Raw genomic sequence first — 15,541 nt, 5'->3', positions numbered from 1 at the left:
TAGCATAAAAGCAGGAATAACCAAAACTTAAAAAAAATTACATGGCGCTTCTACCCTGGCAAAAAGCCAATATTGTACAAATAACACAACTTACCCATAATACCCGGAGTTTTATTTTTCAATTTTCCGGGCCGGGGCTTTTTGATTTTAAACCCGGCCAATTTGTAACCATAGATTTACCTATTGACGAAAAGCCCAATAAGCGCTGGCGCAGCTATTCCATTGCAAGCTGGCCAAATGGTAACAATAGCTTTGAATTATGTATTGTTTTAAATAAAGAAGGAAAAGGCACTCCTTATTTATTTGATGAAGTAAAAGAAGGCGCAGAACTTACTTTACGTGGGCCGGTTGGTGTGTTTACCCTACCCGAAAATATTGACAAAGATGTTTTTCTAATATGCACGGGAACCGGTATTGCGCCATTCCGTAGTATGGTTCACCATATTTTCAACCATAATATTCCGCATAAAAAAATTTACCTGGTGTTTGGATGCAGAAAATATGAAGATGCACTTTATGCAGATGAATTAAAAGCACTTGCAGAAAAGCATCCCAGCCTGCAGTTTCATTCTGTTTTCTCCAGGGAAAATGTGGAAGAAAATCTTGATTTTACTCACAAAGGATATGTACATAAAGTTTATGAATCCATCGTACAATCTAATAAAGCAAATAGTAACCAACTAATACCCGCTACATTTTACCTATGCGGTTGGAAGCAAATGGTAGATGAGGCCAAGCAACGCATAATGTCTTTAGGCTACGATAGAAAAAGCATTCACCAGGAATTGTATGGGTAATTTTTTTTAATTACAACCCGAAATACTTGCCTGTATAACCCCTGCACTATTGGGAGCCATGGTAACGCCAGGGCCAAAGGTAACACTTCCGCCTGCTACATAGTAGGCATTTGCTGCACCAGAATGCGTAATGCTATTGCTGGATGTACCCACCGAATTTTTAGCTGCATAAATTTTAACTAATGCTGAGCTGTTACTGGTTGCAGGCTGTACATAATTATCCTCTGAAACCCGCCAAAAAACAGGCCCATTTGGATTTAAAATTGTTGCATGCATCCTTGTACGCTGATTGGCGGTAATAGCAGTACTGGTAGTTGAAATACATGCCCAGGGTTGATAACTCATAATATTAATTGTAGAAGGATTATATTGCAGGGAACTGCAATTTTCTACAGCTGTACCCGAATAATTACAGGTTGAGGAACTGGTATTATTCTGCGAATTGGCGTAGTCTGCAGGCGTATCGCAACACAAATCGCCATCTGAAGCACAGTTGTAACAGGAGTTTGAAGAAGAGCGAGGAACTGTTTCCTCTCCATAATTATCCTCAAAAGTATGGTACAAGCCCAGGCAATGGCCCATCTCATGCCCAAAGATCGAATGCACAGTAGTGCTTTTAGCAGCCCAGCGTGCCACACTTAAAAAATTATTGGGGATAGTATAAGCATTTCCACTACTCCCGCTATTATTTAAAAAATTGTAGTGAATAAAAATTGTCATTGCCCCATCCACATCCAGGTTATTATCTCGTATATAATCAGGGTAAACCTGTTCCAAATTTGCAGAGGTATTAAAATTATTGAGATAGGTATCATTCACAAAATCTATCCCTGCAAGTTGAAAACAAATATTGTGCGGACTGTATTGCACATTCATTTCATTAAAATTTAGCATGGCCTCTTCCACAGTACAGCCTGGCAAAGTACCATCATCCTGCCTTACAATTCTTATAAACAATCGAACATAATAGGGCGATGAAAAATCATCGGTATACGATGAGTCGCCAAGCCTTGCAGCAAGTTGCTGCCTCAAAAATGCATCGGCATTGGGCAAATACTTGGGTTTGCTTTTGAGCTTCATTATGCAACCGGGGTTGTTCCGGGGCAAATATTCCTGGGCATTTGCACCAGCATAGCAAACAGCAAATAACACAATGGAGGCTAAATATTTTTTCCAGAAGCTTTTCATACAAACTGGTTTAATTTTTAATGGCATTTGTTTGTTCCAGTTTTTTTACCCTGTTTTCCAATTCCAAAATATATAGGGTAAGCTCTTCAATTTTTTCTATCATTCTTTTTTGCATATCGCCCACTTCAATGCCATTTTTTTCTACTTCTGCAGCAGGTGGTATATTGGGCAAATGTTTATTTGCATCAATAAATGAACGGAGCTGGTCAAAACTTTTTAAGTTATAATTATTGGCAAAAACATAATCGGGCCAGTTGCCACTTAATTGTACTTTTAATTCTTCGCTAATTATTTTTCCATCTACTGCCAACATATAACCTGCAGGTATACTTGCACCGGATGAAACGCCGATACCTACAGCTCCCTGTTCATTGCCGCATAAAATAAGGTTACCGGCACTATGTTGCAAAAAAAGATCGGATGCAGCGCCATTATTGCGGGCAAGTATTTCATTATTGTCCATTACCACGTTTGTTGAACTACCAAGGCCCAGCATAAGAAAACCATTGCTGGTATTGGGTAGGCCAGCATCTGTACCAAACGGAACATGGAGGCGGGCTTCCGGGTTTACAGTACCTACACCCATTCCATTACTGCTTACCGAAACAGCAATGCCGCTTTGAATTACTGCATAATTCTGCGTAGGGTTAAAACCAATGTATCCCATAGCAGTAGGTGATGTAATATTTTTATAAAACTGTATATAGCTCAAATTAGTAGTTCCACCATACATTTTAATTGCAGCCCCGCCGGTGGTAGAAGGGGATTCTATCCTAACATTACCCTTTACATCCATTGCATCCTCGGGCCATTTACCAATACCAAACCTTCCTACAGAATCCAGAGTTAGCCTCTTGGAACCATCGGTATAAAAAAACATGTTTCCGGTTGGTTGCTTGTTCCATAAATAAAGGTCATTTTGATAAGCGCCAATAAAAGAACCTGATGTTGTGTTTTCGGTAGTTGTATTATTTGAAAATTTTATATACCCATGTGTTGCATCATGTACAGATAATTTAAACTGGGGCGTGAGGGTTCCTATACCCACATTTTGAGCTCCTGCTTTAATAAAGAAAAAAAATATTGAAGCAGTAATAAATAATTTGTTCATCCTTTATGGTTTAAATATTAATAAATAGAATGTACAGCCCTAGACCCAAAAGACAGCTATGCCATAAATACAGATACAAATATTAAATAAAACCCAATGCCTGGCAATCCCAAAAAGGGTGAAAAATAATACTGGCTTTAATTAAATTAAATTTAATTAAATATTTTTATGATATAAGATAGCAGCGCCCCACAATAGTTTGTGATATAGAAAAGCCTCAAATGAAACCAATAATTCCTAGGAAACAGAAAAAAATCAGCCAATTTTATCCAGCACCATTTTCTTTACTTCGCCCATCGCAATTCTTTCCTGGCGCATATCATCCCTATAACGAATTGTAACGGTTCCATCTTCTTTTGTTTGATGGTCAATGGTAATACAAAATGGTGTGCCAATGGCATCCATGCGGCGATACCGTTTTCCAATGGCATCTTTTTCTTCATAAAAACACATGAAGCTGCTTTTGCATTCGTGCATCAGTTGCCGGGCTATTTCGGGCAAGCCGTCTTTTTTAATAAGGGGAAGAATAGCAAGCTTTGTTGGCGCAAGCTTTGCCGGTATACGCATTACCACACGGCTGTCTTCGGTTCCGTCGTCTTTGGTCCATTTTTCTTCTGCATAAGAAAGGCTGATAACGGTAAGGAACAAACGATCGAGCCCAACAGAAGTTTCTACTACATAAGGTGTATAGTTGCCAATGGCTTTATTTGTTGTGGGGTCAATATCGTTGTCAAAATATTGAATTTTCTTTTTACTGTATTTGGCATGTTGGCCCAGGTCAAAATCGGTGCGGCTATGTATGCCTTCAAGCTCTTTCCATCCAAAGGGGAATTCAAATTCAATATCTACGGCTGCGTCGGCATAATGCGCCAGTTTTACATGGTTGTGATAGCGCAGTTTTGCAGCAGGTATACCCATACTTTCGTGCCATTTTTTTCTTTCGGATTTCCAGTACTCATACCACTCCATTTGAGAGCCGGGGCGAATGAAAAATTGCATTTCCATTTGTTCAAATTCCCTCATACGAAAAATAAATTGCCTTGCAACAATTTCATTTCTAAAAGCTTTACCGGTTTGTGCTATGCCAAATGGGATTTTCATCCTGCCGGTTTTTTGTACGTTTAAAAAATTTACAAAAATACCCTGTGCAGTTTCGGGGCGCAGGTATACAATATTATCATCAGGGTTATCGCCGGCTACAGCGCCAAACTCTGTTTTAAACATGAGGTTAAATTGCCGCACATCTGTCCAGTTGCAGGTTTTGCTTATGCTGCATTTAATTTTATGTTCTTCAATAAGGTTTTTTAAGCCGGCAAAATCATCTTTTGCCAGCAAAGCATCCATCGCCGCCAAAATTTCTTCGGCTTTTTTCCCTTCTCCGCTTTCTTTAAGTTCATCGGCAAAATTTTCTATAAGATGGTCTACCCGGTACCTTTTTTTACTGTCTTTATTATCAATCATTGGGTCGCTAAAATTATCCACATGGCCGCTGGCTTTCCACACGGTAGGGTGCATAAAAATAGCCGCATCAATGCCTACAATATTTTCATGCATTTGCGTCATGCTTTTCCACCACTCGTCTCTTAAGTTTTTTTTGAGTTGGGCACCTAATTGCCCGTAATCGTAAACGGCGCTAAGGCCATCATATAAATCGCTGCTTTGAAAAATATAGCCATATTCTTTGCAGTGTGCAATCAGTTCCTGGAAATTATTTGCTTCGTTTGCCATAGTGCGCAAAGATAAGGTATGGCCCTTAAACCCCGGCAGCGTACCCAGTCGGCAGTCTTTAGCCCCGGCTGTGGACTGAAGATACACCTGCGGTTTAAACCCTTATTCCAAATCAAAATCAGTATCACCGCTGCAAAAACAATTTTGCAACTTTGTTGCCAGTATCTTTGACAAATACTATGCGTTGCTTAATTATTTTTATTGCTACTTCTCTCCTGTTATCTACCTGCAGTGACCAAAAAAAATTCGGCAAAATCATTGAGCCTGCATTCTACCATTGGAAATCGGTTTTCAACCCCACAGCATCAGATTTGGCTGCATTAAAAACAAATGGGAGCAATACCATTTACCTCCGTTTTTTTGATGTTGCCTGGGATGAAACTTATTTAAAACCCAGCCCTATTGCACAGGTAAGAATTGCGGATTCATATTTTATTAAATGCAATCAATTACAAATTATTCCTACTGTTTTTATTACCAATGAGTGTATCAAAAATATACAGACAGAACAATGTAATTCGCTGGCAGAAAATATCCTTAAACTAATAAATGAAATTGCCTTTGTTAATTCTATTGGCGCCATAAAGGAAATTCAAATTGACTGCGACTGGACGGCGTCTACCAAAGAAAAATACTTCTCATTGCTTACAAAATTACAGCAGATTGATACGCAACATTTATATTCAGCAACCATTCGTTTGTTCCAGGTAAAGTATGCGAAGGAGGCCGGTATACCACCCGTAAAAAAAGGGTTGCTCATGTGTTACAATATGAGTAATTTAAAAAAACTGGAAACTAAAAACTCCATTATTGACCCTGAAGAAATAAAAAAATATACCGGCAAACTTGATCAATATCCTTTAGCGCTTGATGTGGCTTTGCCTGTATTTGGCTGGTATGTACTGTTTAGAAAAAATACTTATGCAGGTTTAATTCAAAACCTTAATGATGATTCATTGAACCAATATGCAATGAAACTTGCACAGAACAGGTTTGCTATAAACAAAGATGTTGTGCTAAATAATACTGCATTTAAAAAAGGAGACCTATTGCGCTACGAAGGCAGCTCTTATACAGATATAATGGCCGCCGCATCTGTACTTAATCAAAAAATTAATACCGATAGCTTTAGGGTTGTCTTATTTCATTTGGATAGCCTAATTTTAAGTAAATATTCTGTTCATGAAATTAAAAATATTTTTCGCAGCCTTCATTAACCTTTTTTTTATTTCCTTTCCGCAAAACATTATTGGTTGCGGGCCCGATGCAGATCCTTACGATTATTACACAAGTTTTTTCAGCAATAACCTGGCGGAGGCAAAAGCTTATCAGCCTTTTTACTACACAGGCTATAATTTTTTGTACGCCGAACAGGAGCCTGTAAACACAACCGAAGTTTTAGCCAAAGAGTGGGCCGCCTATTGCGGCAAGCCTGTTACGGAAAAAGAAGCCTTGCTTTTTGTAACCGAATATAGCTTAGTAGATTTAAAAAACTTATATAACCATATTGAAAAAAAGCAAGCCCTTTTCGTAGCGGCACCTATAAAGGCTAACAGTATGACTCATTATTTCATACGCAGCAAAGATTTAGAAGGCCTGGGTTATGTACTGTATGCAAAGCAGGTAGAACCTTATGTGCTGGGCAGTAATAATAACTGGGAAGCCATAATAAGAGACAGTATTAAAATGGATAACCTCATGAAAAATGGGCGGCAGTTGTTCAATGCAGCCAAAACCCAATTCTTTAAATTAAAATATGGTTACCAGGTAACACGGCTGGCGCATTACAGCAATAATTATACTGCGGCAATAGTTACTTACGATGCAATGATTGCAGGCAATAAAACAAAATCGGTGCTGCAACCTATGAGCCTGGCTTTAAAAGCAGGCGCTTTATACAGAACAGGCAAATTAAAAGAAGCCGCATATTTATTCAGCAAGGCATTTAGCGAATCTGATGTAAAACGAATAAGTAATTACATAAGTTTTAATTGGGCGGTAACTGCTCAAAAATATAGGGAAGAATACCTTGCCCTATGTGCCAACAACAAAGAAAAAGCAGGCATGCTTGCCCTGTTTATGCTTGGCGACCCATCCTGGCAAACAGAAGCAATGCAAGAAGTTTTTCAACTGGCTCCCAATGCTGAAGTGCTGCAGGTATTGGCAATAAGGGAAATTAATAAATTGGAAGAAGCTTACTTAACACCAATGCTCCGGGAACAAAACGGCGGCAAAACATTTTTCTATAGCTGGAACGAAAGAAAAACAGATTCGGCTATGAATGCAAATAAGGCCGAGGCAAAAAAACTACAAGACTTATTACATAGCATTGCCATAAGCAACAAAGCCCCAAATGCAGCTTTATTTGAACTGGGCGCTGCATACACTGCTATGTTACAACGCAACTTTAAAGAAGCCAGGCAACTGCTTACTAATTCGAAACAAATGAACCTATCTGCAAAACTCAACGATCAATGGCAGTTAACCAATTTATTACTTACGGTAAACGAAGCAGAAAAAATTGATGCCGTATTTGAACAGCAAATCCTTTCCTCTGTACAATGGCTGGCTCAAAAAGCTTTGGCCGATAAACAAGATGGTGATGTATGGAACAGCCCACCTTCGCAATGGAAAACATTTTATCGCAATTTTATGAGTGAAATAATGGCAAAGCGTTACCGCCAGCAAAACGAAAGGCATAAAGAAGCCCTGGCAGTAGGCGCTGCGGAGTTTATTATGTATGGTGGCAAATCCAGTGAGTATAGCTCTATGGCAGCAGATTTTTTACACCATCAATCCTCCAGCAAAGATGTGGAAAATTTGTATGCATATATAAACAGCAAAACAAAAACAGCTTTTGCAGAATTTATTGTTGCCAACAATTCTTTAAAATTATCGGAAGTAATAGACTTTGCCGGAACTGCTTATTTAAGAGACAATAATTTTACACAAGCAATTGAATGGTTTGCAAAATCACCGGCTGCATCGGCAAATATTATTGAAAAAAATCCATTTATTGAACTCCTGTACGACCGTGAAGAAAGATTAACAACAGACAAAACTACTACCTCAAAGCTTGCTTTTGCAAAAGAAATGCTGCGCCTGCAGAGCCTTGCTAAAACTGATAAAGCAAATGCTGAAGACTATTTGTATAAAATGGCATTGGGCTTTTACAATACTACCTATTACGGCTATGCATGGGAGCTGGTAGAATATTACCGCAGCGGATCAGACGGCTATTACATCCCCAAAGATGCTACAACCTTTCAAAAAAATTATTACGGTTGTTTCACTGCCCATGATTATTTTAAAATGGCTATGGATGCCTCTTCTAAAAATGAGTTTAAAGCAAAATGCCTGTTTATGATAGCCAAATGTGTTCAAAAGCAATTACGTATGCCACAGTATGGCGACTTTGACTACAATAACTGGGATAAATATGAATCAGCCTCAAAGAATTACCAAAAAGATTTTATGAATAACAAGTACTTTCCGCAATTACATAAAGAATTTGGTACTACTCAATTTTATCAGGAGGTATTGAATACTTGCAGTTATTTGAGAGATTTTAAGATTAAATAATGGGGTTTAAAGTATCCCCAACTTTTTATTCTTTTGTACTAGCTATGTAATTTCAAAATTATTTTTTTGTACTTACACAAAAAACCTCCGGGTTTTTCGCCCAGAGGTTTTATTATTGAGAATGGTAAGTACTGATTTAACTGCAACCCAGGCTATTGCCGCAATTAAGGCATTTATAACAAGTGCCGCTTCTTACGGTAATATGCCCACAAACATTACAAGCCGGTGCATCTCCATGCATTTGTTTATTAGCATGGTTAACTGCGTACATATCATTTGCCGGTTTTACTGATGATGGTTTTAGGTTTGCTGCAGATGTATTTAAAACCCTTACTTCGCTTAATTCCGGCACTCTTTCTCCAATAGTGGGTGTATTGATATCCCAATCTTCGTTACCGGTATTTTGCACCTCCGGCTTATCCAGTACATGCACCAGGTCGGTACGGCCAAGATATTCATACGCCAGGGAGCGGAACATAAAATCAACAATTGAAGTAGTGGTTTTAATATTGGGGTGGTCTACCATGCCACAGGGTTCAAATCGTGTGAAAACAAATTTTTCTACATATTCTTCTAAAGGCACACCATATTGCAAGCCGATGGAAACGGCAATTGCAAAACAGTTTAACATGCTCCGCATGGTGGCGCCCTCTTTGGCCATATCAATAAAAATTTCTCCAAGCGTACCATCGCTATACTCACCTGTACGCAGGAAAAGTGTTTGTCCGCTAATTTTTGCTTTTTGATTAAAGCCACGGCGCTTTGCCGGGAGGCTCCTTCTTTCCACAATCATGGCCAGTTGGCGCTTTAATGCAGTATCTGCGCTGCTTTGCACCCTTTTGTTTACCTCATCCAGCACCTCGTCATTAGTAAGGTTTGCCATATTGATGATGGTAGACAGGCTTGCAGTAATACTTGCTGTTTCTTCATTTGGCGCAACAGCATCTTCTTTTTTCTTTTTATCGCTTTTATTGCTTAGGGGTTGGCTTAGTTTTGACCCATCCCTGTACAGAGCGCAAGCTTTTAACCCAAGCTCCCAACTCAACCTGTAGGCATTTGCAATTTCTTCAATATTGGCTTCGTTGGGTAAATTAATGGTTTTACTTATTGCACCGCTCAGGAAAGGTTGAGCAGCAGCCATCATTCGAATATGTCCGTGTGCATGAATATATCTTTCCCCTTTTGCTCCGCATTTATTAGCGCAGTCAAAAACAGACAGGTGTTCTTCTTTCAAATAAGGAGCGCCTTCAATCGTCATTGTTCCGCATATAAAAATATTTGCTTCTTCAATTTGATCATCGGTAAAGCCAAGTGCTTCTAAAAGGCTCCATTCAAAATTATTATATTGTTCTGGTGTAAAGCCCAGGCGTTGCAGGCAGTGTTCGCCTAAAGTAAATACATTAAATACAAATCCTATTTCAAAAGCGCTGCCCATTGCAGCATTGAGTTTTTCAATTTCAGCAGGTAAAAACCCTTTTTCTCCCAAAGAAATTTCATTAATATGCGGTGCGCCCTTGAGGGTTGCATGTCCTTTTGCATAGTTTACAATTTCCTCCAGTTCTGCTTCGCTGTATTTTAAATTACGCAATGCCTGCGGCACACTTTGATTAATTATTTTAAAATATCCGCCTCCGCTCAATTTTTTAAATTTCACCAGGGCAAAATCGGGCTCTACACCTGTGGTATCGCAATCCATTACCAATCCAATAGTACCGGTTGGGGCAATAACGGTTGTTTGCGCATTGCGGTATCCGTATTTTTCGCCTAACTGAACGGCGCTATCCCAGGCTTTTGTTGCAGCTTTTAGTAAATAATCGGGGCAATACTTTGCATCAATGCCTTGCGGCTTTATTTCCAGGCCTTCATAAGCATCCATGGCATCGTAAGCTGCGGCACGATGGTTACGCATTACACGAAGCATGTGCTCTTTATTCAATTGATATTTATCAAAACTGCCTAAAAATGCAGCCATTTCTGCAGATGTTGTATAAGAAACACCAGTCATAATAGCGGTAATGGAACCTGCTATAGCCCGGGCTTCATCGCTATCATAAGCAATACCACTTACCATGAGCATTGAACCAAGGTTGGCATATCCTAAACCCAGGGTTCTGTAATCGTAGGAGAGTTGTGCTACTTCTTTGGATGGGAACTGTGCCATCAATACAGATATTTCCAAAACAACAGTCCACAACCTGCAGGTATATTCAAAACCCTTTACATCAAATAAATTATTTTGTTCATCAAAAAACCTGCGCAGGTTTACACTAGCCAGGTTACAGGCTGTATTATCCAAAAACATGTATTCACTGCAAGGGTTGCTTGCACGAATAGGTCCGCCTTCAGGACAGGTATGCCATTCATTTATTGTGGTATCGTATTGAGTTCCCGGGTCGGCGCAGCGCCATGCGGCATAGTTAATTTGATCCCACAGTGCTTGTGCTTTCACCGTTTTCATGGTGCGGCCATCGCTACGGGCTTTTAATTCCCAATCTCCATTTTCATCCAAAGTTTTAAAAAAGTTATTAGGTACCCTTACAGAGTTGTTACTGTTTTGGCCACTTACTGTACGATAGGCTTCTCCTTCGTAATCGCTGGGATATCCGGCGGCAATTAATGCGGCCACTTTTTTTTCTTCTTCTACTTTCCAGTTTACAAAGTCAATAATTTCGGGATGGTCTAAATCCAGGCATACCATTTTTGCTGCACGCCTTGTGGTACCGCCGCTTTTAATAGCTCCGGCAGCACGATCGCCAATTTTTAAAAAACTCATTAATCCGCTGGAGGAACCGCCACCACTTAATTTTTCTCCTTCTCCTCTAATACTACTATAGTTGGTGCCCACGCCGCTGCCATATTTAAAAATTCTGGCTTCTCTCACCCAAAGGTCCATAATGCCTCCTTCGTTTACCAAATCATCATCTACACTTAATATAAAACAGGCATGTGGTTGGGGGCGTTCGTATGCCGATGTAGATCTTTGCAGTAAGTTAGATTTGGGATCTACAAAATAATGGCCTTGTGGTTTGCCGGCAATACCGTATACTTCATACAAGCCTGTATTAAACCATTGCGGACTGTTGGGAACGCAAGCCTGGTTTAATATGCTATATACAAGTTCATCATAAAAAATTTGTGCATCATTTTCTGTTGCAAAATAATTATAGCGTTCACCCCATGCCCTCCAGCAATGTGCCATGCGGTGTGCCACCTGTTTTATGCTGGTTTCCCTGCCTGTACTCCCATCGGGCTGAGGAACTCCGGCTTTGCGAAAATATTTTTGTGCTAAAATATCGGTAGCTATCTGGCTCCATTGCTTTGGCACTTCAACATTTTCCATAAGGAATACTATTTCACCCGAAGGATTTTTAATTGCCGATGTACGGTAATCGTATTCAAACATATTAAACGGGCTTACCGTATCATTGGTAAACTGGCGGGAAAACTGCAGTGGAGAGGCAGGTATTTTTTTAGCAGGCATGAACAATTATTTATAGTTAGTAAGTTATGATATTCCTCCCAAAACCAGTTCCAAAAAAAGTTCAGAGAGAAGACGAAAATATCTTTTGTAAACCAAGAAAACCATTTATAAATATCAACAGTTGTGGAAAAATGATGTGTAAAATTTCAAACCCCAACTGCCTATTGCATTTGAGGGGTTTTTCACTTTTTGTGGATAGAAATAATTTTTTTGTATGCCTTATTTTTGGTAGAAAGTATAAAAAATGGGGGAAATGTATTAAATGTCACTATATTCCTGAATAATATATTAGTTTTCTGGTAACTTTTTGCAAGTTCCCAAAAATCTACTCATCATTTATTACAATTATGAAAGCCGTAATTCAAAGGGTAAGTAACGCATCAGTTACCGTACAAAATATAAATATTGCTTCTATACAAAAAGGTCTTTTGGTTTTACTTGGTATTGAAAATGCCGACAACCAAAACGACATAGAATGGCTCAGCAGCAAAATTGTAAACCTTAGGATTTTTGATGATGAAAACCATATTCCCAATATTTCGGTAAAAGATATTGATGGAGCAATTTTATTAGTAAGCCAGTTTACCCTTCATGCCGGTACAAAAAAAGGCAACAGGCCATCGTACATAAAAGCCAGCAAACCCGACTTTGCCATACCACTGTATGAAAAAATGATAGCACAGTTACAGTCAGATTTAGGAAAAAAAATATTTACCGGCCAGTTTGGTGCAGATATGAAAGTAACCTTAGTAAACGACGGGCCTGTAACCATAATAATTGATTCACAAAACAAAGAATAACTAATACTGTAAAGGAAGTAGCACTACTGCCAGCATTTAAAATCCTAAAAACTCAGCCTGAAACTTAGCAGGGCAACAAGGCTATTTTATTGCTAATTTTGTAAATAATTGTAGCATATAAAATTTTATGCATGACCTTTCAGCAGGCACAACAGCAGGTGGACCAATGGATAAATACCGTTGGCGTAAGATACTTTAATGAGCTTACCAACCTGGGTATTTTAATGGAAGAAGTGGGCGAGCTATCCCGGCTAATAGTAAGAAAATACGGGGAACAATCATTTAAAGAAACTGATAAAGGAAAAGAACTTGCAGATGAAATGGCCGATGTACTTTGGGTACTCATTTGCCTTGCCAATCAAACCGGCGTGGATTTAACTGATGCCCTGGAAAAAAATTTTGACAAAAAAACGAGCAGGGACGCTAACCGCCATAAACAAAACGATAAGCTCCAATAATTACTTTATCATTAACCATGACATACGACGAACAACTTTACCTGCTCATTAAAAATGCCCTTGCCGAAGATATTGGCCCCGGAGATTACTCCACGCTTTCAACAATAGATGCAGCGGCACACGGAAAAGCAGTATTAAAAATAAAGCAAAACGGCATTTTAGCCGGTATGCAGGTAGCCGAAAAAATTTTTAATTTCCTGCAACCCAATATTATATTTACAGCATTTAAAAAAGATGGGGATAAGATGGAAGCCGGCGATACGGCGTTTGAAGTTGCTGCAAAAATTCATACCATTTTACAGGCAGAAAGGCTGGTATTAAATTGCATGCAACGCATGAGTGGCATTGCCACACTTACCCGTAAATACACCCAAAAATTAAACGGTTATAAAACCAGATTATTAGATACAAGGAAAACCACACCCAATTTCCGGTTGCTGGAAAAAGAAGCCGTAAATATTGGCGGTGGTTGTAACCACCGCTATGGCCTATACGATATGATAATGCTTAAGGATAACCATATTGATTTTTGCGGGGGAATAGAAAAAGCAATTAAAAAGGCATATGATTATGCGCAAACTAAAAAGCTGAATATTAAAATTGAAGTAGAAACCCGTTCAATTGCCGATGTACAACTTGTAATGCAAACCGGGAAAATTGACCGCATAATGTTGGATAATTTTACCCCTAAAAAAATTACCGAAGCTTTAAGAATTATTAATGGCAAATATGAAACCGAAGCCAGCGGCGGAATTAATTTATCTAACCTGGCATCCTATGCAGCTACTGGTGTAGATTTTATTTCAAGCGGCGCAATAATACACCAGGCAGTAAGCCTCGACCTTAGTTTAAAAGCAATGATTATTTAACCATGGCAAAAAAAATTAAAAGTTTTAACCATATTGTATATTCTACCGATCCACAATTCTCGCCTGATCAAATGAATGAACCGGAACTGGAAAACTTGTCCCCGGCAGAGCAATTAATAAAAGTAAGGCTCGAAACAAAGCACCGGGCAGGCAAAGCCGTAACACTCATAGAAAACTATACTGGCAGTACAAAAGAGAAAGAAGAACTGGGAAAAAAGCTCAAAACTTTTTGCGGCACAGGCGGCTCGGTAAAAGACGGGGAAATACTCATACAAGGAGACAACCGCAGCAAAGCATTGCAATGGTTGCATAAAAAAGGCTTTACAAAGGCCAGGATAATATAATAAGCTTGCCCAAAAAAATATTATTAATTAAATTTGGGTATGGTAAGTAAAATCTCAAATGGTATTACTATTACAGTTGAAACATACTATCAACCGGAGTACAGCAACCCGGTAAATGGAGATTTTATGTTTGCTTACCAGATAAAGATGGAAAACAACAATAATTTTCCTGTAAAAATATTAAGGCGACACTGGTATATATTTGACAGCAACGGAACAAAACGAGAAGTAGAAGGAGAAGGTGTAGTGGGTGTGAAACCTACCATTGAGCCCGGTGACCAGTATCAGTATGTAAGCGGCTGCAACCTACGCAGCGAAATGGGTAAAATGCATGGCAACTATTTGGTGGAGAATTTACACAAGCGCAATACTTTTTCGGTAGCCATACCTGCTTTTGAATTACAGGCTCCACTTAAGTTGAATTAAAAATTTTGTAGCCTCGCCTAGAATCGAACTAGGATCTGGAGCTTCGGAAACTCTTATACTATCCATTGTACTACGAGGCCATAAAGAACTTCTTTTTCATTATTTCATACCCGTATCTGTTGCTTCGTCAAAGTACATTTACAATAACCCTTTTGCGTTTACCGCAAACATTTTTACGGCTATGGCGAGCAATATTACGCCAAAAAATTTTCTCATCACCGAAAGCCCATTGGGACCCAGCGCCCTTTCAATCCATTTTAAAGAATGTAATACAAGAAATATGGCTATGCAATTTATCAATACGCCTATTAGAATATTTACATCGGCATAGTTGGCCTTTAACGACATAATGGTGGTGAGCGTTCCTGAGCCTGCAATTAACGGAAATGCAATGGGCACCACACTACCGCTTTTAGCATCTTTTTCCGGCTTAAAAAATTCCAGGCCCAATACCATTTCCAAGCCCAATATAAAAATTACAATGCTACCGGCCACTGCAAATGATTTTACATCAAGCCCCAAAAGGTTCAAAAACTGCTTGCCCAAAAAAAGAAATACAATCATTAAACTGCCGGATGCAATAGTAGCAAGGTTGGCCTTTATTTTGCCGCCCATTTTTTCCCTAAGTGATACTAAAATGGGTATTGACCCTAAAATATCTATTACCGCAAAAAGTGTAAACGTAATGGTTAATACCTCTTTATAAGAAAAATTACCAAATTGAAACATTAAATTTTTTTGCAAAGATAAACGGGAA

The 15,541-nt window shown here is 38.9% G+C and carries 13 protein-coding genes and 1 tRNA gene; 8 read left to right on the top strand and 6 right to left on the bottom strand.

Annotated features, from left to right (window positions below; translation table 11 throughout):
• The first annotated feature begins 41 nt into the window (after positions 1 to 41).
• Entirely contained in the window at positions 42 to 797 is a 756-nt protein-coding gene (locus IPO46_08275) for an FAD-dependent oxidoreductase (protein QQS62127.1), read from the top strand.
• Between the two features lie 6 nt (positions 798 to 803).
• Here IPO46_08275 and IPO46_08270 read toward each other — a convergent pair whose 3' ends face one another.
• The 3 genes from IPO46_08270 to IPO46_08260 all read right to left on the bottom strand — a co-directional run bounded on the left by IPO46_08270 (position 804) and on the right by IPO46_08260 (position 4,824).
• On the bottom strand, positions 804 to 1,985 hold the full coding sequence (locus tag IPO46_08270; GenBank protein ID QQS62126.1) for a hypothetical protein: 1,182 nt from the start codon (positions 1,983 to 1,985) through the stop codon (positions 804 to 806).
• Positions 1,986 to 1,995: 10 nt separating this feature from the next.
• A complete protein-coding gene (locus IPO46_08265) occupies positions 1,996 to 3,096 on the bottom strand; it encodes a hypothetical protein (GenBank protein ID QQS62125.1) in 1,101 nt (366 codons plus the stop codon).
• 255 nt (positions 3,097 to 3,351) lie between these two features.
• Positions 3,352 to 4,824: a glycine--tRNA ligase gene (locus tag IPO46_08260; protein ID QQS62124.1), complete on the bottom strand. Its 1,473-nt coding sequence runs from the start codon at positions 4,822 to 4,824 to the stop codon at positions 3,352 to 3,354.
• A 179-nt stretch (positions 4,825 to 5,003) separates the two neighbouring features.
• On the opposite strand from IPO46_08260, the gene IPO46_08255 reads away from it, so the two are divergent.
• Positions 5,004 to 6,041 carry a hypothetical protein gene (locus IPO46_08255; protein QQS62123.1) on the top strand — a complete coding sequence of 346 codons (1,038 nt, stop codon included), beginning with the start codon at positions 5,004 to 5,006 and terminating at the stop codon, positions 6,039 to 6,041.
• Positions 6,007 to 8,406 carry a hypothetical protein gene (locus tag IPO46_08250; GenBank protein ID QQS62122.1) on the top strand — a complete coding sequence of 800 codons (2,400 nt, stop codon included), beginning with the start codon at positions 6,007 to 6,009 and terminating at the stop codon, positions 8,404 to 8,406. The genes IPO46_08255 and IPO46_08250 overlap by 35 nt, the downstream gene beginning before the upstream one ends.
• Positions 8,407 to 8,542: 136 nt before the next feature.
• On the opposite strand, the gene IPO46_08245 is transcribed toward IPO46_08250, so the two are convergent.
• Positions 8,543 to 11,887, bottom strand: a complete 3,345-nt coding sequence (locus tag IPO46_08245) for a vitamin B12-dependent ribonucleotide reductase (GenBank protein QQS62121.1) — start codon at positions 11,885 to 11,887, stop codon at positions 8,543 to 8,545.
• A gap of 347 nt (positions 11,888 to 12,234) precedes the next feature.
• On the opposite strand from IPO46_08245, the gene IPO46_08240 reads away from it, so the two are divergent.
• From IPO46_08240 to apaG, 5 genes are all read left to right on the top strand, one after another.
• Positions 12,235 to 12,687, top strand: a complete 453-nt coding sequence (locus IPO46_08240) for a D-tyrosyl-tRNA(Tyr) deacylase (GenBank protein ID QQS62120.1) — start codon at positions 12,235 to 12,237, stop codon at positions 12,685 to 12,687.
• A 131-nt stretch (positions 12,688 to 12,818) separates the two neighbouring features.
• Entirely contained in the window at positions 12,819 to 13,145 is a 327-nt protein-coding gene (locus tag IPO46_08235) for a nucleotide pyrophosphohydrolase (GenBank protein ID QQS62119.1), read from the top strand.
• Positions 13,146 to 13,162: 17 nt separating this feature from the next.
• Positions 13,163 to 14,014: a carboxylating nicotinate-nucleotide diphosphorylase gene (gene nadC, locus IPO46_08230; protein ID QQS62118.1), complete on the top strand. Its 852-nt coding sequence runs from the start codon at positions 13,163 to 13,165 to the stop codon at positions 14,012 to 14,014.
• Between the two features lie 2 nt (positions 14,015 to 14,016).
• Positions 14,017 to 14,358: a translation initiation factor gene (locus IPO46_08225; protein ID QQS62117.1), complete on the top strand. Its 342-nt coding sequence runs from the start codon at positions 14,017 to 14,019 to the stop codon at positions 14,356 to 14,358.
• A 39-nt stretch (positions 14,359 to 14,397) separates the two neighbouring features.
• The gene (gene apaG / locus IPO46_08220; protein QQS62116.1) at positions 14,398 to 14,784 is read left to right on the top strand and encodes a Co2+/Mg2+ efflux protein ApaG; all 387 of its coding nucleotides are present in this window, start codon (positions 14,398 to 14,400) and stop codon (positions 14,782 to 14,784) included.
• Positions 14,785 to 14,792: 8 nt separating this feature from the next.
• Here apaG and IPO46_08215 read toward each other — a convergent pair.
• A tRNA-Arg gene (locus tag IPO46_08215) sits at positions 14,793 to 14,864 on the bottom strand.
• A 58-nt stretch (positions 14,865 to 14,922) separates the two neighbouring features.
• Positions 14,923 to 15,513, bottom strand: coding sequence for a MarC family protein (locus IPO46_08210; GenBank protein QQS62115.1), 591 nt, complete (start codon positions 15,511 to 15,513; stop codon positions 14,923 to 14,925).
• Positions 15,514 to 15,541: the final 28 nt, after the last annotated feature.

This window comes from Chitinophagaceae bacterium (genome assembly GCA_016699815.1).
In the GTDB taxonomy this organism is placed as follows: domain Bacteria; phylum Bacteroidota; class Bacteroidia; order Chitinophagales; family Chitinophagaceae; genus Ferruginibacter.
Note: the sequence above shows the minus strand (reverse complement) of the source record. Positions and strands in the feature narration are given on the sequence as shown.

What these genes read in the sequence shown, in the direction of transcription:
- IPO46_08265 (QQS62125.1), bottom strand. Translation starts at nt 3,096, where the DNA reads ATGAACAAATTATTTATTACTGCTTCAATATTTTTTTTCTTTATTAAA.
- IPO46_08240 (QQS62120.1), top strand. Translation starts at nt 12,235, where the DNA reads ATGAAAGCCGTAATTCAAAGGGTAAGTAACGCATCAGTTACCGTACAA.
- apaG (QQS62116.1), top strand. Translation starts at nt 14,398, where the DNA reads ATGGTAAGTAAAATCTCAAATGGTATTACTATTACAGTTGAAACATAC.
- IPO46_08270 (QQS62126.1), bottom strand. Translation starts at nt 1,985, where the DNA reads ATGAAAAGCTTCTGGAAAAAATATTTAGCCTCCATTGTGTTATTTGCT.
- IPO46_08245 (QQS62121.1), bottom strand. Translation starts at nt 11,887, where the DNA reads ATGCCTGCTAAAAAAATACCTGCCTCTCCACTGCAGTTTTCCCGCCAG.
- IPO46_08275 (QQS62127.1), top strand. Translation starts at nt 42, where the DNA reads ATGGCGCTTCTACCCTGGCAAAAAGCCAATATTGTACAAATAACACAA.
- IPO46_08250 (QQS62122.1), top strand. Translation starts at nt 6,007, where the DNA reads ATGAAATTAAAAATATTTTTCGCAGCCTTCATTAACCTTTTTTTTATT.
- IPO46_08260 (QQS62124.1), bottom strand. Translation starts at nt 4,824, where the DNA reads ATGGCAAACGAAGCAAATAATTTCCAGGAACTGATTGCACACTGCAAA.
- IPO46_08225 (QQS62117.1), top strand. Translation starts at nt 14,017, where the DNA reads ATGGCAAAAAAAATTAAAAGTTTTAACCATATTGTATATTCTACCGAT.
- IPO46_08210 (QQS62115.1), bottom strand. Translation starts at nt 15,513, where the DNA reads ATGTTTCAATTTGGTAATTTTTCTTATAAAGAGGTATTAACCATTACG.
- nadC (QQS62118.1), top strand. Translation starts at nt 13,163, where the DNA reads ATGACATACGACGAACAACTTTACCTGCTCATTAAAAATGCCCTTGCC.
- IPO46_08255 (QQS62123.1), top strand. Translation starts at nt 5,004, where the DNA reads ATGCGTTGCTTAATTATTTTTATTGCTACTTCTCTCCTGTTATCTACC.
- IPO46_08235 (QQS62119.1), top strand. Translation starts at nt 12,819, where the DNA reads ATGACCTTTCAGCAGGCACAACAGCAGGTGGACCAATGGATAAATACC.